The 23,718-nt window shown below is 72.3% G+C and carries 20 protein-coding genes; 13 read left to right on the forward strand and 7 right to left on the reverse strand.

What is annotated here, in order from left to right; translation table 11 throughout:
• Window positions 1-69 precede the first annotated feature (69 nt).
• Window positions 70-924: a fumarylacetoacetate hydrolase family protein gene (locus tag FXF51_RS07850; protein WP_148433603.1), complete on the forward strand. Its 855-nt coding sequence runs from the start codon at window positions 70-72 to the stop codon at window positions 922-924.
• A complete protein-coding gene (locus FXF51_RS07855; RefSeq protein ID WP_148433604.1) occupies window positions 921-2,372 on the forward strand; it encodes a carboxyl transferase domain-containing protein in 1,452 nt (483 codons plus the stop codon). Before FXF51_RS07850 ends, FXF51_RS07855 begins: the two co-directional genes overlap by 4 nt.
• Window positions 2,373-2,404: 32 nt before the next feature.
• Here FXF51_RS07855 and FXF51_RS07860 read toward each other — a convergent pair whose 3' ends face one another.
• Window positions 2,405-3,388 (reverse strand): aldo/keto reductase, encoded by a 984-nt coding sequence (locus FXF51_RS07860; protein WP_148433605.1) that lies wholly within the window; start codon window positions 3,386-3,388, stop codon window positions 2,405-2,407.
• 124 nt (window positions 3,389-3,512) lie between these two features.
• Here FXF51_RS07860 and FXF51_RS07865 point away from each other — a divergent pair, with 124 nt between their 5' ends.
• The gene (locus tag FXF51_RS07865; RefSeq protein WP_148433606.1) at window positions 3,513-4,730 is read left to right on the forward strand and encodes a cytochrome P450 family protein; all 1,218 of its coding nucleotides are present in this window, start codon (window positions 3,513-3,515) and stop codon (window positions 4,728-4,730) included.
• Between the two features lie 145 nt (window positions 4,731-4,875).
• The gene (locus FXF51_RS07870) at window positions 4,876-5,781 is read left to right on the forward strand and encodes a serine hydrolase (RefSeq protein ID WP_148433607.1); all 906 of its coding nucleotides are present in this window, start codon (window positions 4,876-4,878) and stop codon (window positions 5,779-5,781) included.
• Here FXF51_RS07870 and entS read toward each other — a convergent pair.
• The 4 genes from entS to FXF51_RS63420 form a co-directional block, all read right to left on the reverse strand.
• The gene (gene entS, locus FXF51_RS07875) at window positions 5,756-7,012 is read right to left on the reverse strand and encodes an enterobactin transporter EntS (RefSeq protein ID WP_148433608.1); all 1,257 of its coding nucleotides are present in this window, start codon (window positions 7,010-7,012) and stop codon (window positions 5,756-5,758) included. The genes FXF51_RS07870 and entS overlap by 26 nt on opposite strands.
• A 76-nt stretch (window positions 7,013-7,088) precedes the next feature.
• Window positions 7,089-8,060 (reverse strand): ABC transporter substrate-binding protein, encoded by a 972-nt coding sequence (locus FXF51_RS07880; protein ID WP_148433609.1) that lies wholly within the window; start codon window positions 8,058-8,060, stop codon window positions 7,089-7,091.
• A gap of 103 nt (window positions 8,061-8,163) precedes the next feature.
• The gene (locus tag FXF51_RS07885; protein WP_148433610.1) at window positions 8,164-8,520 is read right to left on the reverse strand and encodes a hypothetical protein; all 357 of its coding nucleotides are present in this window, start codon (window positions 8,518-8,520) and stop codon (window positions 8,164-8,166) included.
• A gap of 70 nt (window positions 8,521-8,590) precedes the next feature.
• The gene (locus FXF51_RS63420; RefSeq protein WP_316247610.1) at window positions 8,591-10,873 is read right to left on the reverse strand and encodes a fibronectin type III domain-containing protein; all 2,283 of its coding nucleotides are present in this window, start codon (window positions 10,871-10,873) and stop codon (window positions 8,591-8,593) included.
• Window positions 10,874-11,142: 269 nt separating this feature from the next.
• Here FXF51_RS63420 and FXF51_RS07895 point away from each other — a divergent pair, with 269 nt between their 5' ends.
• The 8 genes from FXF51_RS07895 (at window position 11,143) to FXF51_RS07930 (ending at window position 20,363) form a co-directional block, all read left to right on the forward strand.
• On the forward strand, window positions 11,143-12,087 hold the full coding sequence (locus FXF51_RS07895; protein WP_148433612.1) for a carbohydrate ABC transporter permease: 945 nt from the start codon (window positions 11,143-11,145) through the stop codon (window positions 12,085-12,087).
• Window positions 12,088-12,099: 12 nt separating this feature from the next.
• A complete protein-coding gene (locus FXF51_RS07900) occupies window positions 12,100-12,981 on the forward strand; it encodes a carbohydrate ABC transporter permease (RefSeq protein WP_148433613.1) in 882 nt (293 codons plus the stop codon).
• A 19-nt stretch (window positions 12,982-13,000) separates the two neighbouring features.
• Window positions 13,001-14,365, forward strand: coding sequence for an ABC transporter substrate-binding protein (locus FXF51_RS07905; protein WP_187414247.1), 1,365 nt, complete (start codon window positions 13,001-13,003; stop codon window positions 14,363-14,365).
• Window positions 14,366-14,394: 29 nt separating this feature from the next.
• A complete protein-coding gene (locus FXF51_RS07910; protein ID WP_148433614.1) occupies window positions 14,395-15,891 on the forward strand; it encodes a glycoside hydrolase family 36 protein in 1,497 nt (498 codons plus the stop codon).
• A 51-nt stretch (window positions 15,892-15,942) separates the two neighbouring features.
• Complete coding sequence (locus FXF51_RS07915; protein WP_222871178.1) at window positions 15,943-17,109, forward strand: ROK family transcriptional regulator; 1,167 nt, start codon at window positions 15,943-15,945, stop codon at window positions 17,107-17,109.
• Window positions 17,110-17,197: 88 nt separating this feature from the next.
• On the forward strand, window positions 17,198-18,487 hold the full coding sequence (gene clpX / locus FXF51_RS07920; protein ID WP_148433615.1) for an ATP-dependent Clp protease ATP-binding subunit ClpX: 1,290 nt from the start codon (window positions 17,198-17,200) through the stop codon (window positions 18,485-18,487).
• Window positions 18,484-19,500, forward strand: a complete 1,017-nt coding sequence (locus FXF51_RS07925; protein WP_262379350.1) for a Ppx/GppA phosphatase family protein — start codon at window positions 18,484-18,486, stop codon at window positions 19,498-19,500. The genes clpX and FXF51_RS07925 overlap by 4 nt, the downstream gene beginning before the upstream one ends.
• Before the next feature lie 185 nt (window positions 19,501-19,685).
• Entirely contained in the window at window positions 19,686-20,363 is a 678-nt protein-coding gene (locus FXF51_RS07930) for a YqjF family protein (RefSeq protein WP_262379351.1), read from the forward strand.
• A 6-nt stretch (window positions 20,364-20,369) separates the two neighbouring features.
• On the opposite strand, the gene FXF51_RS07935 is transcribed toward FXF51_RS07930, so the two are convergent.
• Together FXF51_RS07935 and FXF51_RS07940 are read right to left on the reverse strand one after the other, a co-directional pair.
• On the reverse strand, window positions 20,370-21,548 hold the full coding sequence (locus tag FXF51_RS07935) for a serine hydrolase domain-containing protein (protein ID WP_148433616.1): 1,179 nt from the start codon (window positions 21,546-21,548) through the stop codon (window positions 20,370-20,372).
• Window positions 21,549-21,578: 30 nt separating this feature from the next.
• Entirely contained in the window at window positions 21,579-21,956 is a 378-nt protein-coding gene (locus FXF51_RS07940; RefSeq protein WP_148433617.1) for a hypothetical protein, read from the reverse strand.
• Window positions 21,957-22,142: 186 nt separating this feature from the next.
• Here FXF51_RS07940 and FXF51_RS07945 point away from each other — a divergent pair, with 186 nt between their 5' ends.
• On the forward strand, window positions 22,143-23,699 hold the full coding sequence (locus FXF51_RS07945; RefSeq protein WP_187414248.1) for a serine/threonine-protein kinase: 1,557 nt from the start codon (window positions 22,143-22,145) through the stop codon (window positions 23,697-23,699).
• Window positions 23,700-23,718: the final 19 nt, after the last annotated feature.

A 23,718-nucleotide genomic window follows, 5' to 3' on the forward strand; every position in this document is an offset into this window, starting at 1 on the left:
ATCTAAGCACAAACCTTCGAACCTTTAGAAGGGTTCGCACCCTTCGTCCGCCGCAAGGAGAGATGACCGATGAGGATCGTGGGGATCCGCCGCAACGGCGGCCCGGTCGAGGTGGCGTCCCTGTCACCGGACGGCACCGAGGTCGCGGTGCTCGCCCCGCTGGAGGACTTCTGGGCCGACGCGCGCGGCCACGTGTCGCGGGAGCCCGCCGGCGAGACCGTCCAGGCCGCGGAGGTCACCTTCGTCCCGCCCGTGCTGCCCGGCGCGCGGGTGATCTGCATCGGGCTGAACTACCTCAAGCACGTCGCCGAAGGCTCCTTCGCGGGCAAGGACCTGCCGCCGTACCCGACGCTGTTCGCCCGCTGGACGCAGTCGCTGACCGTCGGCGGCGCGCCGGTGCCTGTCCCGTCCGGTGAGGACGGCCTCGACTGGGAGGGCGAGGTCGTCGCGTACGTCGGCGCGCCCCTCGCCGACGCCGACCCCGGGCAGGCGCTGGACGCCGTCGTCGGCTACTCGGCCTTCAACGACATCACCTCGCGCAGGGCGCAGAAGCTGACCAGCCAGTGGATCCTCGGCAAGAACGGCGACCACTCGGGCCCGCTCGGCCCCATGGTGCCCGCCGCCGAGGTCGGCGACCTGCGCGACGGCCTGCGGGTGCGCACCCGGGTCAACGGCGAGGTCGTGCAGGACGGCAGCACCGACGAGATGGTCTACACCGTCGGCGACACGCTCTCGCTCATCTCGCGCACGTTCACGCTCCGCCCCGGCGACCTGCTCGCCACCGGCACGCCCGCCGGCGTCGGCTACGCCCGCACTCCCCCGTGGCTGCTGCGGCCAGGCGACGTCGTCGAGGTCGAGATCGACCGCCTCGGCACGCTGCGCAACCCGATCGTCGGCAACGACGCCCGGCTGCCCGGCGCATGACCCGCCCGGCCGCCCGCGCCCTGATCGAGGCCACGGTCGATCCCGGCAGCTTCCGCTCCTGGGACGAGCCCATCGACCGCGGCGGGCACGATCCCGGCTACCTCGCCGTGCTGCGGCGGGCGCAGGAGAAGGCCGGCACCGACGAGGCCGTGCTCACCGGGCGGGCGTCGATCCGCGGGCACGCGGCGGCGCTCGTCGTCAGCGAGTTCGGCTTCCTCGGCGGGTCCATCGGCGTGGCCACGGCGGAACGCATCGTCGCCGCCGTCCGCCGCGCCACCCGCGAACGGCTGCCGCTGATCGCCGCGCCCGCCTCGGGCGGGACCCGCATGCAGGAAGGCACGCCGGCGTTCGTCCGGATGGTCGAGATCAGCCGGGCCGTCGTGGCGCACAAGGCCTCGGGGCTCCCCTACCTCGTCTACCTGCGCCATCCCACGACCGGCGGGGTGTTCGCCTCGTGGGGGTCGCTGGGGCACGTCGCCGTCGCCGAGCCTGGGGCGCTCATCGGGTTCCTCGGGCCGGTCGTGTACCGGACGCTGCGCGGTGAACCGTTTCCCGAAGGGGTGCAGGTGGCGGAGAACCTGGTGGACAAGGGCATTCTGGACGCGGTCGTGCCCACGGAGGAGCTGGCCGGCGTCGCGGCCCGCGCCCTGGCCCTCCTCTCCGGCACCTCCGGACCCGTTCCACCGCCCGCCGCCGACGCTCCACGGCCACCCGCAGCCGACGCCCGGCCTACTCACGGCGGGGGCGACGCGTGGGCGTCGATCAGCCTCACCCGCCGTCCCGACCGGCCGGGCGTCCGTGAGCTGCTGCGGCACGCCGCCGACGACGTCCTGCCGCTGCACGGCACCCAGCTCGGCGAGACCGACGACGCGCTCCTGCTGGCGCTCACCTCGTTCTCCGGCACCCCGTGCGTCCTCGTCGGCCAGGACCGCCGCACCCAGTCCCAGCACCGCCCCCTCGGCCCGGCAGCCCTGCGCGGCGCCCGGCGCGGCATGCGCATCGCCCAGGAGCTGCGCCTGCCGCTGGTGTGCGTCATCGACACCCCGGGAGCGGACCTGTCGGCGGCGGCCGAGGAGGGCGCGCTGGCCGGCGAGATCGCCCGCTGCCTGGCCGAGATGGTGGAGCTGACCGTCCCCACCGTCTCGGTGCTGCTGGGCGAGGGCAGCGGCGGTGGCGCGCTGGCGCTGCTGCCGTCCCGCCGGGTGATCGCGGCGGGCAACGCGTGGCTGTCGCCGCTGCCGCCGGAGGGGGCGAGCGCGATCCTGCACGGCGGCCCCGAGCAGGCGCCGTCGGTGGCCAGGCGGCAGCGGGTGCGCGCCGTGGATCTGCTCGCCGAGGGCATCGTGCACGCCGTGGTGCCGGAGCACGCCCCCGCGCACGAGGACCCGGCCGGGTTCGCCCGCCGGGTCGCCGACGAATGCGTCCGCCAGATCGCCGCCCAGCGCTGAAGCCGTAGCTTGGCGCTGAGGCGGGCGACGGTTCAGGCCGGACGGTGGAGCAGCTCGCCGATCTGCGCCAGCTCCGCCGCGCTCAACGGCCCGTGCTGGAGCGCGCCCGCGTTCTCCTCGGCCTGCGCCACCGTCCTGATCCCCGGGATCGGCACCGTCCGCTCGCTCCGCCCCAGCAACCACCCCAGCGCCCCCTGAGCGAGTGTCCGCCCGCCGGAGGTCAGAACGTCCCGGATCGCCGCCATCATGGCGAGGAACTCCGGCGCGGGCCGCCCGTCGCGGAAGAGCGTCATCCACGCGGGCGAGTCCCCCCGGACGTCGTCGTCCGGCAGCTTGGACTCAGGCCCGTACTTGCCGGACAGCAGCCCCATCGCCAGCGGCCCCCGGTTCACGGACGCCAGCTCGTGCGTGTCGCAGACGGCCAGCATCGCCGGGGCGTCGCGCAGGACGCTCAGCTCGTGCTGGACGGCGACGCAGTGCGGCCCCTTGGCGAAGGCCGCCGCCCGTTCCGGGTCGTCGGTGCTCCACCCGTACGCGCGGATCAGCCCGTCGTCGACGAGCGCCTCCAGGGTGGCGATCAGGTCGTCCACCTGCTCCAGCGGCGCGTCGCCGATGTGCAGCTGGTAGAGGTCGACGCGGTCGGTGCCCAGCCGTTCGAGTGAGGCCGCGCAGGCCTGCCGGATGTAGCCGGGCGAGATGTCGCGGCCGGTGACGGTGCGGGTCGCGGGGTCGAAGACGTTGCCGAACTTGGTGGCGATGACCACGTCGTCCCGCCGCCCCGCCAGCGCCCGCCTGAGCACCCGCTCGCTGTGGCCCGCGCCGTAGACGTCGGCCGTGTCGAAGAAGGTGACGCCGAGGTCGAGCGCGCGGTGCACCGCCGCCACGGACTCGTCGTCGTCCACCTCTCCCCAGCCGGCGGGCTTGCCGCCGGAGACGAACGGCCCTCCGATGGCCCACGCGCCGAACCCGACGGCGCTCACCTGGATGCCGCTGCGCCCCAGCTCCCGGACGATCATGTCCAACTCCCTCGTGCCATGTGATGTCCCGAGGACGACGCTGCCACCTGGAGTGGGGTCCAGGTCAAGGCGAACGGTGTGCGCGCACTGGCGCGGGGATGGTCATCGGCGGAGCATGCGAATCATGACCACCCGCGATGACACCATCCTTGTCGGGACCCCCGACTTCAAGGCCCATGCCCACGCCCGCTACGCCGAGCTGCGCGCGCGGGGCCCGATCCACCGCGTGCGCTCCGCCGACGGTTCGGCCGTCTGGCTGGTCGTCGAGTACGAGCTGGGCCGGGAGGCGCTGGCCCACCCGAAGCTGAGCAAGGACCCCGAGCCGTTCGCGGAGCGGCTGCGCGCGGCCGGGCAGCACATCATGCTCGCGGGCTCCGGTTTCGGCGGCAACATGCTGACCGCCGACCCTCCGGAGCACACCAGGCTGCGCCGCCTGGTGTCCAAGGCGTTCACCGCGGGCGCCGCCGAGCGGCTGGCCCCGCGGATCGAGCAGCTCTCCCACACCCTCCTGGACGCCGTCGCCCCCGCCGGCCAGGCGGACCTGGTGGCCGCCTTCACCAGGCCGCTGCCCATGGCGGTGATCTGCGAGCTGCTCGGCGTCCCCGGGGAGCGCCGCGCCGACCTGCAGCGCTGGACCCGCGAAGGCATGAGCAACCCCTCCGCGGAGCAGCGCGCCGCCCTGCTGTCGCTCAACTCCTACCTGCGCGGCCTGCTCGACGACAAGCGCCGCACCCCCACCGGCGACCTGCTGTCCCAGCTCATCCGCGTGCACGACGACGACCACGGCCGCCTGTCCGACACGGAGCTGCTCGGCACCGCCGTCCTGCTGGTCGTCGCGGGCCACGAGACCACCGTGAACCTCCTCGGCAACGCCCTGGCCGCGCTCCTCGACCACCCGGAGCAGGCCGCGCGGCTCACGGCGCGGCCGGACCTCATCCCTGCGGCGGTGGAGGAGTTCCTGCGCTACGACGCCCCCGTCGAGACCACGCCCGCCCGCTTCGCCACCGAGGACCTCACGCTCGGCGGGCAGCGCATCAAGGCGGGGCAGGCGGTCGCGGTCGCCCTCACCTCGGCCGGGCGCGACACCCTGCCCCCTGACGAGTCCTGCCGCCTCGACGTGACCCGCGCGGAACCCCGGCACCTGGCCTTCGGCCACGGCGTCCACTACTGCCTGGGCGCGCCGCTGGCCCGGATCGAGGCGGCGGCCGGGCTGCGCGTGCTGCTGTCCCGGCTGCCGGACCTGGCCTGGGCCGACCCGTCGGCGCAGGTGCGCTGGCTGCCCGCCGGCATCACCCGCGGCCCCGTCGCCCTGCCCGTGCGGTTCACCGCCGCGACCGCCTGACACCCGAATCATCCGGACGCCGCTGCGCGACGAAGAAGGACAAACGGCTGCGGCCGCACACATATGAGGTGGTGGTCCCGGTGCGCGGGGTGGCCGGGACCCACCACACGGGGAGCGCGCCGGGGGCGGCGCGCCAGGGGGACAGATGGACATCGGGGGTAAGACGCGCGCGCTCGCCACGGCCGCCCTGGCGCTGGCGATCACCGGAGCGGGGCATCCGGCGGCCGGATCTGGAACGGTCCAGGAGGCCGTCACGCACAGGACCGTCGCGGCCGTGGCGATCCCCAGGACCACGGCGTTCAGGAAGCCGCTGACCCTTCCCAGGGCCGCGGCGTTCAAGAAGCCGCTGACCAGGACGATCGACCGCTATCTCGGCACCGTCCCCGGCCAGGTCGCGGTGTCGGTGAAGGACCTGACCACGGGCCGGTCCTACTCCTACAACCGTGGCCTCAGGACGGCCACGGCCAGCATCGTCAAGGTGGACATCGTGATGGCGCTGCTGCTCAAGGCCCAGAGCCGGCGGCGCGGCCTGACCACCGGGGAGCGGCAGCATGCCGCGCGCGCCATCAAGGTCAGTGACAACGCCGCCGCCTCGGCGCTGTGGGCCGCGATCGGCGGCGCGCCGGGGCTGGCCGCCGCTAACAAGCGTTTCGGCCTGCGCGAGACGAGGCCCGACCCGAGCGGGGCGTGGGGTTCGACCACGACCAGCGCCGCCGACCAGGTCCGGCTGCTGACCGCGCTCACCTCTCCCGGGAGCCCGCTGTCGGCGAAGAACCGCCGGTACGTGCTGGGGCTGATGGGCGGGGTGGCGCCGGAGCAGGCGTGGGGTGTGAGCGCGGCCGGGCGCGGGGGCGTCGCGCTGAAGAACGGCTGGCTGCCGCGCCCGAGGCATGGCGGGCGGTGGACGGTCAACAGCATCGGGCGGGTACGGGACCGGGGGCACACGTTCCTGATCGCGGTCGTCTCGGACCGGCACGGCTCGATGGGCGCGGGGGTGACGGCGGTGGGCAGGGTGAGCAGGCTCGTCACCGACGCCCTGGCTCGGCGGTGACGTCAGCCGGCCGGGCCGAGCGCCGCAGCCGCCGCAACGTGGGCAGCAGGAGCGCCAGGAGCACCGCGCTCCCCATCCCGAGGGCGCCGTAGACGGGGAACACGACGCCGGCCGGCACGAGCGCGGACAGCCCGCCCGCCGCCACGGCTCCCAGGGACATCGCGACGCTGATCTGGGCGCTCCACAGCCCGGCGAGCCGCCCGCGGTACCGCTCGGGCGTGTACTCCTGCACGATCGTGTACCGCATCACGTCGCCCACCACCCGTCCGGCCCCGAAGCACACGAGCCCGGCGATGGCGACGGCGAGGTACCCGGTGACGCCGACGACGACGAGCCCGGCGCCCGACACCAGCAGCGCCCCCATGCACAGGGCGCCGAGCCGGTCGGCGGTGCCCGTCCAGCCGCTGGTCAGCGAGCCCAGCAGGGCGCCGGCGGCGGGGGCGGCGTACAGCAGGCCGAGTACGTCGGGCCGCACGCCGAGCACCTCCTGGCCGAAGGCGGGCAGCAGCACGTTCCAGCCTGACAGCAGTCCCGCGGCAAGCCCGGCGAGCAGGGTGGGGCCGACGACGCGGTCGCGGCGCACGTACCCGGCGACGGCGCGCACCGCCTGCGGCAGCGACTCCTTGGCGGCGGTCTGCGGCGGCGGCAGCGGCGGGAGCCGGCCGAGGAGGGTGACGGTGAGGGTGCCGGCGAGGGCGCACAGCGCGTAGTTGCCCCAGAAGCCGGTGGCGGAGACGAGCAGCCCGCCGAGGGCGGGCGCGGCCACCGAGCCGAGGTCCGCCATGACGGCCATCAGCGCGCCGGCCGCGGCGAGCTTGTCGCGCGGCACGATGCTGGGCGTGGCGGCCATCAGCGCGGACCCGGACACGCCGTTGGCGACGCCTTCCACGACCCCGCACAGGTAGATCAGCCAGAGCTGCGGCTCGGGGAGCAGCGCGTTCCCGGCGAGCACCGCGAACGCGACGGCGGCGGTGGCGCGGGCGCCGAGGATGAGCTTCCTGCGGTCGCCGCGGTCGGCGAGCATCCCGCCCAGCAGGGTGCCGCCGAGCGCGGCGCCGCCGACCACGGTGCTGACGAGCGCCACGGCGACCGTGGAGCCCGTCAGCGAGAAGACCTGCAGTGGCACGGCGACCATGACGAAGCCGATGCCGAAGATCGCCACGGTGCGGGCGGCGAAGATCCGCCGGAAGGCCTGGCTGCGGAGGGGGGCGACGTCCAGGGCGAAGCGCATGGGCGATCTCTTCCGCTATATGATCAAGTTAGGGCCACCTTAGTTAATAGCGAACGTGATTCGCAATCTGCCCTGGTCACTCGGCCGCCGGCGCGAAGATCTGCGCCACGTCCGGTTTGGCCTTCAGGAACCCGAAGCCGTGCATGAGATCGGCGAGCTTCTGCACGCCCGCCCTGTCGGCCTCCATGGTGAACTCGCCGACCCGCATGGCCGCCGCCACGTCCGCGGAGATCTGCGTGTACGTCGGCACCACCTCGTCGATCGCCTGGCGATCGGAGCCGGCGATCTGCTGCCCCTTGGCCAGCGCCCGGTGCAGGGCGGCGGCCGTCTTCGGGTACTTGGCCAGCCACTGCTCGGTCACGCCCCACCCGTCGATCGGCACCCCCTCCGTGGGCCCGCCGATGGTGTCGACGATCTGCACGGCGCCGTCCTTCCTGGCCGCGCTCAGGAACGGCTCCGCCAGCCAGGCCGCGTCCACCTTGCCCGAGGCCAGCGCGCCGAGCTGGTCGGCGAAGGGCACGGCGACGAACTTGACGTCGTCCGGCTTGAGCCCGGCCTGCTGCAGGTGCGCGTTGACCACGGTGTGGCCGAGCGTCTTGAGCACGTTGACCGCGATGGTCCTGCCCCTGAGGTCGGCCACCGTCCTGATCGGCGAGCCCTTGGCCACGACCACGGCGCAGAAGCCGGGGGCGCCGCCCATGGTGTGCTGGAACAGCTTGAGCTTGGCCGCGCCCGAGTCGTTGATCGTCATGAGCGAGACGTAACTCGTCAGGAAGGCGTCCATGCTGCCGTTGATGATCTTCGGCATGACCGCGGTCGGCGCCTGGATGATCTCGGTCTTGACGGTCAGGCCCTCCTGCTTGAAAAAGCCGCGTTTCTCGGCGATGAACAGCGAGGCCGAGGAAGCGACCGGCACCACGCCGATCAGGAGCTGGGTCTTCTCCAGCCCGCCGGAGGCGGGTGCGCCCTCCTGCCCCTGCCCGTCCCCGCACGCGCTGATCGCCAGCGCCACTGCCATGCCCACGGCAACGATCCCGGTCAGTCGCATCGCCACTGCCTTTCCCCAGACTGTGCTGACGGTTGCGCAGGATCTTGACTACGCCTGTCAGGGTACGCCGGGGCTGTTTCAATCCGTCTTCATCCGGCGAAACTCACGTCCGGCGGCGGTAGACGCCGTAGAGGCCGCCCGCCAGCGAGATGCCGATGATCGCCAGGAGGCGGATCGCGTCGGAGCCGCCGGTGAAGACCAGTTCGCCCGGCGGATGGATGAGGAAGCCGGTGGCCAGCGTCCAGGCCAGGATGCCCGTCGCGGCGGCGGCCCACAGATCGGCCGCGACCGCGGCGTACAGGCACGCGGCCAGCCCCATCACGGCGAACCGCGCCTCGACCTGGGTGTCGGGAACCACCAGGGCGGTGATCGCGCACGCGGCGACTGCCACGAAGAACCCGATCCCGATCAGCAGTTCGGTGGGGCGCCGGTTGGAGGGCTTGGGCCTGCGGAGGAACATAAGTCCCCATTCAAGGGGGGTATGGGGGTTCGAGCAACCGGGGGGCCGGGTGTCCCCGGCCCCCCGCGGGTCACTGGAACGAGATCGAGTCGATGGTGACGGTGCTGTTGCCGCCGTACCAGAAGCCCATGGCGAGCTGTCCGGGTGACGAGCGGTTGATGCCGTTGGCCGCCATCGGGATCCTGATGTCCTGGTAGGCAGTGGTGACGGCCGGGTGGCCGCCGCCGTCGAGCGTGTAGCCGGCCAGGGTCCTGGTCACGCCGCCGAGCGCCACGTGGAAGTGGCTCTGCTCGCCTCCGGCCGCGCCCCTGATCCGGATCACGAGGTGGGTGTACGCGGACAGGCTCGTGTTGACGTCACTGCCGAACCAGCCGCAGTTGTCGTAGCGCAGGGCGAGCGCCCCGCCGGACACGACGCCCGAGCCGCCGCCGTTGAGGAAGCAGTTGCCGCCGGTCCACCTGCCCAGGTCGTTGCTCGCCGCCGACGGGTAGGCCGGGTCGCCGTCGAAGTCGTCGAGGACGAGCCCGGTGGACGACGCCGGAAGGGTGGTGACGGTGACGGGCGAGGAGGCCGCGGAGGTGTTGCCCGCGGCGTCGTAGGCCCGCACGGTGTAGGTGTAGGCGGTCGCGGCGCTCAGCCCGGTGTCGGTGAAGGAGGTCGTCGCCGAGGTGCCGACCTCCGTGGAGCCCCGGTAGACCCGGTAGCCGGTCACGCCGACGTTGTCGGTGGCGGCCGTCCAGGACAGGGAGACCGAGCCGGCCGTGCGGGACGGCGAGGTCAGCCCGGTGGGCGCGGACGGCGCGGTGGTGTCGGTGCCGCCGCCGGAGCCGACGGTGACAGGGCCGAGGGCGAGCCAGCCGTCGGCGCCCTGGGCGGCGTTGGCGAAGCGGAGCTTCTTGGCGTTCGCGGAGACGCTCTCCAGGGGGTTCTTCACCCGCAGCACCCACTGGTAGCCGCCGTTGGGCACGCCGGTGAGGTTCACGCCGGTCTGGAAGTACTGCGGGTAGCCGAAGTCGCGGTAGGTCGGGTCGGCGCCGACGCCCCAGTCGGGGAACGCGCGGATCTTGAGCGGCATGACCGTGCGCAGGTCCCAGGAGGTGTCGAAGGTCTTGACCACGGTGCCCGAGCCGTTCCTCAGCCCGAGGGTGAGCGTCCACGGGTAGTAGAACGGGGCGACGCCGTTGTTGCTGATCCGCACGCCGACGTTCGTGGCGCCGCTCGCGGTGTTCCGGTAGTAGGCGTTGTCGACGGTGAGGTCGTAGCCCATGAGCCGGACGGCGGCGGCGACGCCGGGGTCGCCTGCCGCGTAGTTCTGGCTCTGCTCGTTGATCTTCCAGGTGGTGTGCTCCAGCTCGATGCACGCCTTCATGTTGTCGACCTGGCCGGAGCCGCCGGGCCAGGACGCGAACGCCGACGACTGGATCTCGGGCCTGACCTCGCCGCCCATCGACGCGGTGATCCACTTGTTCTCGGCGCCGACGTTCAGCGCCCGCTGGAGCTGCGAGTAGCTCGCGCCGCCGAGCGACTGCGGCAGCGTGACGCCCGACAGCGGCGAGCCTTCGCGGAAGCAGAAGGAGTCGTCGTGGTAGCCGATGTCCAGGCCGGTCGCCGCGCCCGCCGCCGAGTCGGGGTAGCGCGCCTCCAGCTTCGTCCGGTCGAAGGCGGCGTCGTAGGCCTGGAGGAGCTGCGCGGCGTGCGCGTCGGTCGGCATGTAGTTCGGGTAGGTGTCGCCGCTGGTGTCGGTGTCGTACGGCCAGGTGTGCCACTCGCCCCAGAGCCCGATCAGGCCCAGGTGGATGAAGCCGATCCGGGGGTCGCCGTCGTAGCGGGCGCCGAAGGCGGCGATGAAGTCGCTCAGCGCGTCCAGCAGGTACGGGCTGTCGTAATCGGGGCTGGTGGTGCCCCATCGGGTGTTGGTCCGGTAGGTGACGTGCCCGTCGAAGCAGCGCGGGATGGCGTTGGCGGGGTGGCTGCCGCTGCCGTCCGGGTACTCGATGTAGAACCGCACGGCGGCCTGGTTGCCGTACGAGGCGATCTCGTTCAGCGCGCTGTCGAGCACCGACCAGTTGATCTTCGAGCAGTCGGCCGGGTCGGTCATCACCTCGGACAGGCCGAAGTAGCTCCAGGTGAGGGAGTGCGGGTAGCCGGTGTTCTGGTCGCCGCCCGGCCAGTAGAAGCGGGCGAAGCCCTTGAGCGGGTTGTCCAGCGGGGCGGGCGCCGCCGTCAGCGGGTGCGCCTGGAGCGACGGGTCGGGCGAGGCGGGGGCCGTCGGCCGGGGCGGGACCCCGCCGGGGACGGGCGCGAGCGCCCAGGCCTGGGCGGCCGGGAGCAGGGCTACCGCGACGGCGGCCACGGCCGCTAAGACGGCCTGGCGAAGCCGGCGTGACGGCCGTACAGGGGCTGACATGGGTGAGAAACCTCCGGGATACGTGGCTGCGGGCGAGCCGCTGCGGCCCGCCACGCGGGGGTTGACGTGCGAAGGAAGGGCTCGGAGAGGGTGTGAGGCGCTCGTCAGATTATGAGGAGCTGTTGACAAACTTACGATGCCTCACATCATTATTCGGGAGTCACCCCGTGGCAAGAGGGCAATTTCACCAAGCGCCGAGGACGATGATGAGAACGATGCGGACCGAGGAACGGTCGCAGGTCGCCGAGCCGCCGAGCCAACCCGGCGCCTCCCGGCGAAGACGGCCGCGGCCGCGTGACGATCGCCGGGCGGCCTGGCTCTTCCTGATCCCCGCCATCGCCGGCTTCGTGATCTTCTACGGCTACCCGACGGTGCGCGGCATCTGGTACTCGCTGACCGACTACAACCTGCTCAACGACCCCGCCTTCGTCGGCGGGGAGAACTACGCCCAGCTCGTGCGCGACCCGCAGTTCTGGCGCTCGCTCGGGATCACCGTCTACTACGTCGTGATCAACATCGGCTCGCAGCTCTTGCTCGGGCTGCTGCTGGCCGCGCTCATGCACCGCCTCACCCGGTCGATGGCGCTGCGCGCGATGCTGCTGCTGCCGTGGCTGGTGCCGAACGTCACCGTCGCCCTGCTGTGGATCTGGCTGCTCGACGCCGACCTCGGCTTCGTCAACCACCTGCTGAAGGCGCTCGGCCTGGGCACGGTCGGCTTCTTCATCTCCCCCGACTGGGCCATCCCGACCATCGGCATGGTCAACACCTGGGCCTACACCGGCTACACCGCGCTCCTGCTCTACGCCGGCATGCTGCAGATCCCCACACACCTGTACGAGAGCGCAGCCCTCGACGGCGCGGGCGAGCTGCGCATGTTCCGCTCGGTCACCCTGCCGATGCTGCGGCCCGTCCTGGCCCTCGTGCTGGTCGTCTCGCTGATCGGCTCTTTCCAGATCTTCGACACGGTCGCCGTGGCCGCCGGCGGCGCGGGCGCGAGCAGCGCGATCAGGGTCATCTACTACTTCATCTACCAGCAGGCCTTCCAGTACTTCCACATGGGTTACGCCTCGGCCGCGGCGCTGCTGCTCGCGCTCATCCTCGGCGTGCTCACGTTCGTGCAACTGCGGCTGCTGCGGGCGTCCCGCTCGGACCTGGCCTGAGGAGGCGACACGATGAAGCGCATCTCCGCTCTTGGCCGGGTACCGGCCTGGGCCGTCCTGGTCGTGGCACTCATGCTCACGATCTTCCCCTTCTACTGGATGGTCCGCACGGCCCTCACCCCGGCCGCCGACCTCTACACCGACAGCGGCGCCCTGTTCCCCAGCAACCCGACCCTGGTGAACTTCCAGCGCATCCTCGGGCTCACCAGCCAGGAGGAGGCGCGCGCGGCGGGCGGATCCGGCGCGCAGATCGACTTCGCCCGCTACCTGCTCAACTCGATCGTCTACAGCGGCCTGATCGCGGTCCTGCAGACGTTCTTCTGCGCGATGGCCGGTTACGCGTTCGCCCGGCTCCGCTTCCCCGGCCGCGAGCTGGTCTTCGGCATCATGATCGCCGCGCTGATGGTGCCGCCGATCTTCACGCTGCTGCCCAACTTCGTGCTGATCAAGAACCTCGACTGGGTCAACACCTTCGCCGGGATGGTGGCCCCGTCGATCCTGATGACCCCGTTCGCGGTCTTCTTCCTCCGGCAGTTCTTCCTGTCCATCCCCCGGGACGTGGAGGAGGCGGCCCGGCTGGACGGCAACGGCGCGTGGGGCGTGTTCTGGCGCATCGTGCTGCCGATGAGCCGGGGCCCGCTGATCACCATCGGGCTCACCACCACGGTGTGGGCCTGGAAGGACTACCTGTGGCCGCTGCTGGTCGGGCGCGAGGAGGAGACGCGCCTGCTCACCGTGGCACTCGGCGTCTTCCTCCAGCAGTCGCCCAACACCCGCCCCGACTGGACCGGACTCATGGCCGGCTCCACCCTCTCGGTGCTCCCTGTCCTGCTCCTGCTGATCTTCCTCGGCAGGCGGCTGGTGCAGTCACTCAACTTCTCCGGAATCAAATAACCCCCCTGAAAGAGGCATCATGAACACCACCAAGCGGGCAGGCATGGCGCTGCTGTCGCTGGCTCTGGCCGGCACGCTCGCCGCCTGCGGCTCCGGCGGCGGCGAGTCACAGGGCGACGCGGCAGGCGGCAAGGTCACCATCGACTACTGGCTCTGGGACGACAAGCAGCTCCCGGCGTACCAGGCCTGCGCCGACGCCTTCCAGAAGGCCAACCCGGACGTCAGCGTCAAGATCACGCAGACGGCGTGGGCGCAGTACTGGCAGAACCTCACCACCCAGCTCGCCGCCGGCCAGGCCCCCGACGTGTGGACCGACCACGGCTCCTACTACCCGCAGTTCGTCAGCAGCGGCCAGATCATGGACATCCAGCCGTTCGTGACCCGCGACAAGGTGGACCTCGCGCAGTACCAGGACGGCCTGGCCGACCTGTGGGTCAAGGACGGCAAGCGGTACGGCCTGCCCAAGGACTGGGACACCGTCGCGCTCGTCTACAACACCACGATGCTGGAGGAGCAGAAGGTCAAGCCCGAGGAGATGGCCGACCTCACCTGGAACCCCACTGACGGCGGCACGCTCCAGCAGGTCATCGCCAAGCTCACGGTGGACGAGAACGGGCACAACGGCCTCGACCCGGCCTTCGACAAGTCCAAGGTCAAGGTGTACGGCTTCCTGCCCGAGTGGGCCGACGGCGCCCAGGGCCAGAACGGCTGGGGCGACCTGGCCGTGGCCAACGGCTGGACCTACCTGGACAAGAACCCGTGGGGCACCCAGTACAAGTACGACGACCCCAAGCTCGCCCAGGTCATCGACTGGTACAAGCAGCTCGTCGACAAGGGCTACGCGCCCAAGTTCGACAAGCAGTCCACGCTGGGCAGGGACGCGGTGCTGAACGCGGGCAAGGGCGCGATGTCCTTCGCCGGCTCGTGGACGATCAGCACCTTCCTCGGCCCCGACGCCGAGCAGAAGTTCGCGTTCGCCGCGATGCCCCTCGGCCCGGCCGGCACCCGCAAGACCGCCATCAACGGCCTGTCCGACGCCATCTTCGCGGGCACGGAGCACAAGGAAGAGGCGTGGAAGTGGGTGAAGTACCTCGGCTCCGCCGACTGCCAGAACGTCGTCGCGGACAACGCCGTCGTCTTCCCCGCGATCAAGACGGCCAGTGAGAAGGCCGCGGCGGCCCACGAGGCCAAGGGGCATGACGTGCAGGCCTACCTCGACCCGACGAAGACTCAGGGCAGCACGTTCCTGCTGCCCATCACCGACCACGGCAACGAGATCAACACGATCGTGCAGGACGCCATCCAGTCGATCATCCTCGGCCAGATCGGCGCCGCCGAAGGGCTGAAGAAGGCCAACGACCAGGTCAACGCGCTGTTCACCTGATCGACCGACTCACAGAGAAAAGGAGCATCATGCCGCTGCTCGTCGAGCTGGCAGGCCGTACCGTAGCCCTTGAGCCGACCGGCTCCGAGCCACTCCAGCAGATCGAGGGCGGGGTCGTCCTGCCGCCGGGCCGCGTGGCCGTGCTGCACGGCCTCGGCGACGCGCTGTTCTACCGGCACGGGCAGAACTCGTGGAGCCCGTGCGGGTGGCGGCGGCTGTCCGAGCCGCCGCTGCGCATCGCCGACCCGCGGCGCCGCATCACCGCGGACGACCCCGTCTGGGACGATCCGGCCCGCCACCACTCCTCGGCGGTCGCCGCGCTGCAGGGCGACGACGGGCGGGTCCTGCTGCTCGGCGCGCTCGGCATCGGCACCCCCCGGCTGACGGCCGACCGCGACACGCTCGCCGGCTGGTACGAGGACGACGGGGCGCCGTGGTTCCTCGCCTACGGCGAAGAGGAGGAGGTCTTCGGCGCCTACACCCGCGCGCTGGCCGGCCGCCTGGGCACCGGCGCGCGGCGCGCGGGCAACGTCTGGTGCAGCTGGTACGCCTACTACGAGGGCATCACCGAGCCGGGCCTGGCCAAGGACATCGACGCGCTGAACGGGCTGCCCTTCGACGTGCTGCAGGTGGACGACGGCTGGGAGGAGATGGTCGGCGACTGGGAGCCGAACGCCAAGTTCCCGTCCGGGATGCGCGCGCTGGCCGACCGGATCGCCGGCGCCGGGATGACGCCGGGGCTGTGGCTGGCCCCGTTCATTGTGCTGCCGGGCTCACGTACCGCTCGCGAGCACCCCGAGCTGCTGCTGCGCGACGAGCACGGCGAACCCGTGATCGCGGGGCACAACTGGGGCACCGGCTACTGGGCGCTGGATCTGTCCAAGCCTGAGGCGCTCGGCCACGTGGAGCGGCTCATCCACCGGGTCGTGCACGAGTGGGGCTTCCGCTACCTGAAGCTCGACTTCATCAACGCGGGCGCCGCGCCCGGCGTGCGGCAGGGTGGCCTCGGCCGCGAGCGGGCCTACCGCGAGGCGCTCGAACTGATCAGGCGGACGGCCGGCGAGGACGTGTACCTGCTGGGCAGCGGCGCGATCCTGCTGCCCTCGCTGGGCCTGCTCGACGGGCTGCGCAGCGGCCCCGACGTGGCGCCGATGTGGCAGAACTACGCCAGCGACGACCCGTCAGACGCGATGGCGCGCAACGCCGTCGTCAACACGCTGCACCGGCTCTGGCACGCGCCGCTGGCCGAGGTGGACCCGGACGTCGTGTACTTCCGCAGCCGCCTCAACCTGCTCAGCGACCAGCAGCTCGACTGGCTGCGGGATCTGGCCACGGTGTGCGGCTTCCGCGCCTTGTCCGACCCGCCCGGGTGGCTGCGGGCGGAGGAGCTGGCGGACATGACGGCGTACCTGTCGGCCAGGCCTGCCGTGGTGCGCAAGGGCCGGTACGTGTTCGCCATCGACGGCCGGGAGGTGGACTTCGGCCCGGCCGTCGCTCCTGACGGGCAGTGGTATCCGATCTCCTGAGGTCGCACTACTCTTTTGTCAAGAGCGCATCGTTATTCAGGGGGTGCCACGGTGACCGAGCAGGTCACGACCGGGACGGACGTCAACCGGATGCGGGAGCTCAACGCGCTCAGCATCGTCAGGGCGCTGCGGGGCAACCCGCCGTCCACCGTCACGGAGCTGGCCACCCGCACCGGGCTGTCCCGGCCGGGGACGGACGTCATCGTGCAGGGCCTGGTCGCCGACGGCTGGCTCACCGTGGTGGAGCCCGACGGCAGCAGCGTCGTCGGGCGCCCCGCCCGCCGCTACCGGTTCAACGCCGGCGCCGGCCACGTGGTCGGCGTGGACGTCGGCGCCCACAAGGTGCTGGCGATGCTCGCCGACCTCGACGGCACGGTCGCCGCGACCAGCCGGCTGCCGGTCGATCCCGGCGCCGACCCGGCGGCGCGGCTGGCCGTGGTGGACGCGGCGGTGGACGAGTGCATGGCGGCGGCCGGCCTGAGCCCGGGAGACATCTGGGCGATCAGTGTCGGGGTGACGGGGCCGGTCGACGCCAGCGGCCGCACCGCCCTGTTCACCCCGCTGCCCGGCTGGGCCAGCGTGAGCCTGGCCGAGCACCTGGCGGCCCGCTTCTCCTGCCCCGTCCAGGTGGAGAACGACTGCAAGCTGGCCGCGCTCGCCGAGCGGTGGCAGGGGGCTGCGCGCGACGCCGACGACATCGTCTACGTGCTGGCGGGCATGCGCGTCGGCGCCGGCCTGATCATCGACGGCACGCTGCGGCGCGGCTACGGCGGCGCGGCGGGCGAGATCGGCGCGCTGCCCGCCGTCCGCTGGCTCACCGCGCCCCGCCACCTGGAGAGCTGCGCCAGCCTGCCGCCGGGCATCGACACCGACGACGCGGCCGCCTGGGTGTTCAACGCGGCCCGCTCCGGCGACAAGACGGCCAGGACGGCCGTGCGCCGCTTCACCCGCGACCTCGCCGTGGGCACCGCCGCCCTGGTGCTCGCCCTCGACCCGCAGATGGTCGTGCTCGGCGGGGGCTTCTCCCGCTCCGCCGACCTCATGCTCGACCAGCTCGCCCGCGAGCTGGGGCGCATCTGCCTGCGCGTTCCCGAGATCAGGGCCTCCACGCTGGGGGCCGAGAGCGTCGCGCTGGGCGCGCTGCGGCTGGCGATCGACGAGGTGGACGCGCGCCTGTTCGAGGCGGGCCTGCCCGCGCCGGTGGCGCCGCGCGCCTGAACCCCTGGAGGCCCAGGGCCAGGCGTGTACGCTTTAGAGCGAAACAGCCTGGAAACATCACTCCTGCCCCCCTCTGGAGCGACTGCGAATGGCACGCCTCGGTGATCGCGCGGACCAGCTCGGGTGCTCGTTCTGCGGAAAGAGCCAGCGGCAGGTCAAGCGGCTCATCGCCGGCCCCGGCGTGTACATCTGCCAGGAGTGCATCGAGATCTGCAACGAGATCATCGACGAGGAGGCGGCGGAGACCACCGAGGTCAGGCGCGACGACCTGCCCAAGCCGCGCGAGATCTACGCCTTCCTCGACGCGCACGTCGTCGGGCAGGACAAGGCCAAGAAGACGCTGTCGGTCACGGTCTACAACCACTACAAGCGCATCTTCTCCGGCGGCGCCGGCCGGCGGGGCGGCGACGTCGAGATCTCCAAGTCCAACATCCTGCTGCTCGGCCCCTCGGGTTCGGGCAAGACGCTGCTGGCGCAGACGCTGGCGAAGCTGCTGGACCTGCCGTTCGCGATCGCCGACGCGACGGCGCTGACCGAGGCCGGCTACGTGGGCGAGGACGTCGAGAACATCCTGCTCAAGCTCATCCAGGCGGCCGGCCACGACGTGCGCAAGGCCGAGACGGGCATCGTCTACCTCGACGAGATCGACAAGATCGCCCGCAAGAGCGAGAACCCGTCCATCACCAGGGACGTGTCGGGCGAGGGCGTCCAGCAGGCGCTGCTGCGCATCCTGGAGGGCACCACGGCGTCGGTGCCGCCGCAAGGCGGGCGCAAGCATCCGCAGCAGGAGCTCATCCAGATCGACACCACCAACGTGCTGTTCATCTGCGGCGGCGCCTTCGCGGGCCTCGATCAGTTGATCGAGCAGCGGGTCGGGCACCGCAGGACGGGCTTCGACTCGGTGCTGCGCCCGGCGGGCGAGCAGCCGGGCCACACCGGCTCACTGGCCGCGCTCATGCCTGAGGACCTGGTCAAGTACGGGATGATCCCGGAGTTCGTGGGGCGCCTGCCGGTCGTCACCACGGTGCACGACCTCAGCGGCGACGCCCTCGTCCAGATCCTCACCGAGCCGCGCAACGCGCTGGTCAAGCAGTACGCGCGGCTGTTCGAGCTCGACGGCGTGCGGCTCGACTTCACCCGCGACGCGCTGGAGGTGATCGCGGAGCTGGCGCTGCTGCGCGGCACAGGAGCGCGCGGCCTGCGGGCCATCATGGAGGAGGTGCTGCTGCCCGTCATGTACGACGTGCCCGGCCGCACCGACGTGACCCACGTGCTGATCACCGAGGACACGGTGCTGCAGAACGTCAACCCGAGCCTGATCCCCCTCGGCCGCGCCGCCATGGCCAGGAAGCGCGGCCCGCGCGAGCAGTCGGCTTGAAGATTGTCGGCCTCGCTGGCGGGTACCGGCTGACCATGCGACTCGGCGTGCTAGACATCGGCTCCAATACCGCCCATCTCCGCATCGCGGACCTCACGGCGGGCTACCCGCCGCAACCGGTGGCCACGCTGAAACGCCGGCTCCGCTTAGCGGAGGCCATCGGCAGGGACGGCGTCATCGGCCGGGCGGCGATCGACCGGCTGACCGAGGCCGTCAGCGAGGCCGCCGACGTCGCGGCGCGCCACCGGGTGCACGAGCTGGTGCCGTACGCCACCGCCGCCATCCGGGACGCCGCCAACCGCGACGCGATCCTGACGGAGATCCAGGCCACCTCGGGCGTGCGCGTCGGCTACCTGGACGCGGAGCAGGAGGCCAGGCTGACCTTCCTGGCCGTGCGCCACTGGTTCGGCTGGTCGGCCGGGCCGATCCTGCTGGCCGACATCGGCGGCGGCTCCATGGAGCTGGCCTACGGCGACGGCGAGACCCCCGACCTGGCGCTCTGCCTTCCTCTGGGGGCCGGGCGGCTGACCCGCCACCGGCTGCCCGACCCCGAGCGGGTCAAGAAGCGGCACCGCAGGTCGTTACGCGAACACGTGGAGTCCGTGCTCGCCAAGCGCGTCGGCGAGATCGCCGCCAGGCACCGCGCCGGCCAGGCCACCGCGGTCGCCACCTCCAGGACGTTCGCCCAGCTCGCCCGCCTGTGCGGGGCGCCCAAGGCCAAGGCGGGGCCGCACGTCGTACGCGAGCTGCGCCGGGCCGACCTGCGCGAGGCCATCGAGCTGCTGGGCGAGAGGACCCCGGCGGAGCGGGCGCAGCTCCCCGGCGTCTCGGCCGCCCGCGCCCGCCAGATCCTCGCCGGAGCCATCGTCGCCGACGCCACCATGGCCGCCCTGGAGCTGGAGGCGATGCGCATCTGCCCGTGGGCGCTGCGCGAGGGCATCCTGCTGGACCGGCTGCACCACTCGGCCGGGCACGCCCGCCGCCTGTACGCCATCCGGGACGCCAGCGCCTGAGGGTGGTCCAAGCCACCACCCGCACGGTCTCCAGCGAGGCATCGGCCGCGTCCGGGATCACCATGCACCCGCCCTTGCCCTGTCGCGGAGCACAGAAACGGACAACCCGGCGGATTGCACGTGCCAGGGGCGGGCAGGAAGCGGGGGTGCGAGCTCCGTCCTCTCCCCGTGTCGCCTGGCCCGTGATGTACCAGCGGTGGGAGCGCATGACGTTCATCCACTGGCGTTACCGGCCCGAGCAGGTCCAGGCGCTGCTTCCGCCGCAGCTCCGGGTCGAGCCGTTCGACGGGGCGGCGTGGGTCGGGCTCGCCTGCTTCCGCATGCGGGACGTGCGGGTGCCCGGCGTTCCCGCGCTGCCGTGGATGTCCGCCTTTCCCGAGACGAACCTACGGACGTACGTGCGCGACGCCCGCGGGCGTACCGGGATCTGGTTCTTCTCCCTGGACGCGGCGCGCCTGGCCGCCGCGCTCGGCGGGCGCGGCGGCTTCTGGCTGCCCTACTACTGGTCAGGCATGTCGGTGGACGTCCGCGACGGCCACACCCGGTACCGGTGCCGCCGTCGCCTGCCCGGCCCCGCCGGCGCTCGGTGCGACGCCGACGTGGAGGCCGGGGTGCCGCTGGTGGAGCGGGAGCGTGACGAGCTGGCGCACTTCCTGACCGCCCGGTTCCGGCTGTTCAGCGTGGTGGCAGGGCGGCTCGCGACCGCCCTGGTGGAGCATCCGCCGTGGCCGCTGCACCACGCCCACCTCGACGGGCTGGACCAGAGCCTGGTGCAGGCGGCGGGGCTGCCCGCGCCGGAGGGGCAGCCTGTCCTGCACGCGTCGCCGGGGGTGCGGGCTCGGGTGAGCATGTGGCGATGGTGACGGCACTCAGGTGTGTGCCTTCATCGCCCGCACGACCGCGTCGTACAGGCGCGCCGCCCGCAGGTCGGGGACGCCTTCCCTGAGCCGGTTCATCACGTAGCCGAACGCGAGCCCGCTGTCCGGGTCGGCGAAGCCGATCGAGCCGCCGTAACCGCCGAACCCGAAGGCCGTGGGCGAGTACCAGAACGCGTCGGGGGTGGGCAGGCCGAAGCCGGTGCCGATCCGTACGGGCACGCGCAGGATGCGGTCGATCCCCGACACCTGCTCCGCGGTGGCCGCGGCCAGGGCGGCGGGGGTGAGGACGCGGTGCCCGATGAGGGCGGCGTAGAAGGCGGCCAGGGAGCGCGCCGTGCAGATGCCGTTGGTGGCGGGCATCTCGGCGGCCTGCTCCACGGGGTCGTTGTGGTCCAGCGGCGGTTTGACGAGCGTCATCGCGCGCGTGGTCAGCGACGCCGGGTCGGTGTAGGCGGCCAGCACGTCCCGCATGGGCTCGGGGACGGCGTCCAGGTCGATGGCGGCGGCGTCGAAGGCGGCCTGGTCGGCGACGATCCGGCTGACCCGGTGGTGCTCCCGCTCGGGCAGCCCGATCCACAGGTCCAGGCCGAGCGGCGCGGCGATCTCCTCGGCGAGAAACGTGCCGATCGACCGGCCGGAGGCCCGGCGGACCACCTCGCCGACGAGCCATCCGTAGGTGAGCGCGTGGTAGCCGTGCTCCGTGCCCGGCTCCCAGAACGGCCGCTGGGCCGCCAGCGCCCGCACCACCGGCTCACCGGCGATGGCGTCGGCCGGGGTGATCGGGTCGTCGAGGGCGGGCAGGCCGGCCTGGTGGGTGAGCAGCCACCGTACGGGGATGTGCGCCTTGCCGCCCGCCGCGAACTCGGGCCAGTAGCGGGCCACGGGCGCGTCCAGGTCGAGCTCGCCGCGCTGGGCCAGCAGCAGCGCGCACGCCGCCGTCACCGCCTTGGTGGTGGAGTAGACGACCTGCAGGGTGTCGCGCCGCCAGGGGCGGCCCGTCTCCGGGTCGGCGATGCCGCCCCACAGGTCGACGACCTTCCTCCCGTGCAGGTAGACGCCGACCGCCGCCCCGATCTCCTCGCCGGAGGCCAGGTTGGCCGCGAACGCCTCGCGTACCTCCTCGAACCCCGGGGCCGTCTCGCCGTCCACCGCCGGGCCGTCTGCGTGCATGTGTCATCGCCTTTCGTCTGAGGGACGGGGTCAGCGGCGGAACTTCTCGACGAGCCAGGCGCACAGCTCGGGCTCGCTCATCTCGGGGAACTCCGCCTGGAACGTCGCCAGCGCGCGCAGCGCCTCGTCCCGGTCCAGGCCGCGCGCCATCGCCGCCTTGAGGTACTCCTGCCGCGCGGCGGTGGGGCGTCCGCCGCCGACGCCGCGGCCCGGCAGGCTCTCCCGCCACCGCACGATCTCCCCCACCCGGTCGGCCCGCCAGCCCGGGGCCCCGTCCACCTCGACGTCCGGCTCGGGGAACGGATGCTCGCTGCCGCTCGGGTGGCGCGTGCGCCACTTGTGCACCGCGTGCCGGGTCACCCCCAGGGCCTCGGCCATGCCGAGGACACCGAGATAGCGCTCGGTCATGAGTGCACCAGCTCGCCCTTTCTGCCTCCTTCGCGGACCCCCACTACTACCACGCCCGGCACCTCTTCCCACGAGGCGCCCAAAACATCGTCTCTTACAGAGACTATGTTGGCAACCCCTCTCGGCCGAACCCGATTTAGCGGTTTTTGCTAGCCCCTTGCAGGTGATGTCATGACAATGTGTCGGGTGCATCCTGACCCACATCAGATAGGCCCGTACCAGATCGTCCGCAAGCTGGGTGAGGGCGGCATGGGTGTCGTCTACCTGGCCCAGGACCGGGACTTCCGGCCGGTGGCCGTGAAGGTGCTGCGTTCCGGTCCGGCCGCCGACGACCGGTTCCGCAAGCGTTTCCACCGGGAGGCCGAGGCCGCCCGGCAGGTGGCGCGCTTCTGCACGGCGCCGGTGCTGGACGTGGGGATGGACGGTGGGATCGCCTACATCGTCACCGAGTACGTCGACGGGCCGGACCTCGCGTCGGTCATCGAGACGCGCGGGCCGATGCGCGGGTCCAGCCTGGAGGCGCTGGCGGCGGGGGTGGCCACCGCGCTGGCCGCCATCCACCAGGCCGGCGTGGTCCACCGTGACCTGAAACCGTCCAACATCCTGCTGAGCGCGGTGGGGCCGCGCGTCATCGACTTCGGCATCGCCCGCATCACCGAGTCCGACGCGACCCGCTCCGCCGTCATCTCCGGCACGCCCGCCTACATGGCTCCCGAGCAGGCCAACGGCCTGCCTGACACGCCGGCGACCGACGTGTTCGCCTGGGGAGGCGTGATGGCGTACGCGGGAGCCGGTCGCCCGCCCTTCGGCACCGGGCCCATCCCGCAGGTGCTGTACCGGGTGGTGCACGACGCTCCCCGGCTCGACGGGCTGGACAAGCGGCTGCGGCCTCTCGTGGCGCAGGCTCTGGACAAGGACCCGTCCCGGCGGCCGACCGCCCAGCAACTCCTGGACAGGCTGCTCGGCAGGGAGTCGGCCACCCCGGCGATCGCGACCCGCGTGGTGAGCGGCGCCTGGACGCCGCCCCCGACCAGCCCGGCGGTTCCGGACGCCGCCGCCGGGAACCGCCGCGTGGCCACCATGGCGGCCGCGACGGGGATCGCCGTCGCGGCACTGCTGGCCGCGGGGGTGCTGATCTGGCAGCCGTGGCAGCCCCCGTCGAACACCCGGCCCCAGGCCGGACCCACCACTACCGTGACCGTCACCGCGACGACGCCCACGTCCCCCGAACCGGACCGCACCGCGACGACGCCCACGTCCCCCGAACCGGACGGCACCACCCGCGCTCGCACGGACACCCCCGCCCCCTCCTCCTCGGCGCCGGACGTCAAGGTGCTCGCCGACGCGGACACCTTCACCACCAACGCGTCGGGAGCGAGCGTGCCGGTGAGCGTCAGGATCGCCTCGCTCACCCGCAGGGGTGGCGAGGTGACGCTGCAGTGGTCCATCACGAACGACTCGGCGGAGGACCGCCTCGACCTGCTGGTGCTCATGAAGGGCACCTCGGAGATGGACCTCGCGGGCATCGGCCTGATCCCCGCCGGATCCTCCGGCGAGCCCATCCACCCGATCGAGCGCAGCGGGGCCTGCGTGTGCTCCCAGTGGAGCTCCCTCGCGGAGGTGTCCCCGGGGAAGACGCACAAGTTCCACGCGATCTTCGAGGTGCCCGCGAACGTGCAGAAGGCGGACATCGACCTCATGCTTCTCGGGAAGTTCCCCGGCATTCCCATCAGCGGCGGTTAGCCGGGCAACGGAAGCACGC

It is taken from the genome of Nonomuraea sp. PA05, assembly GCF_008086045.1.
GTDB lineage: Bacteria > Actinomycetota > Actinomycetes > Streptosporangiales > Streptosporangiaceae > Nonomuraea > Nonomuraea monospora.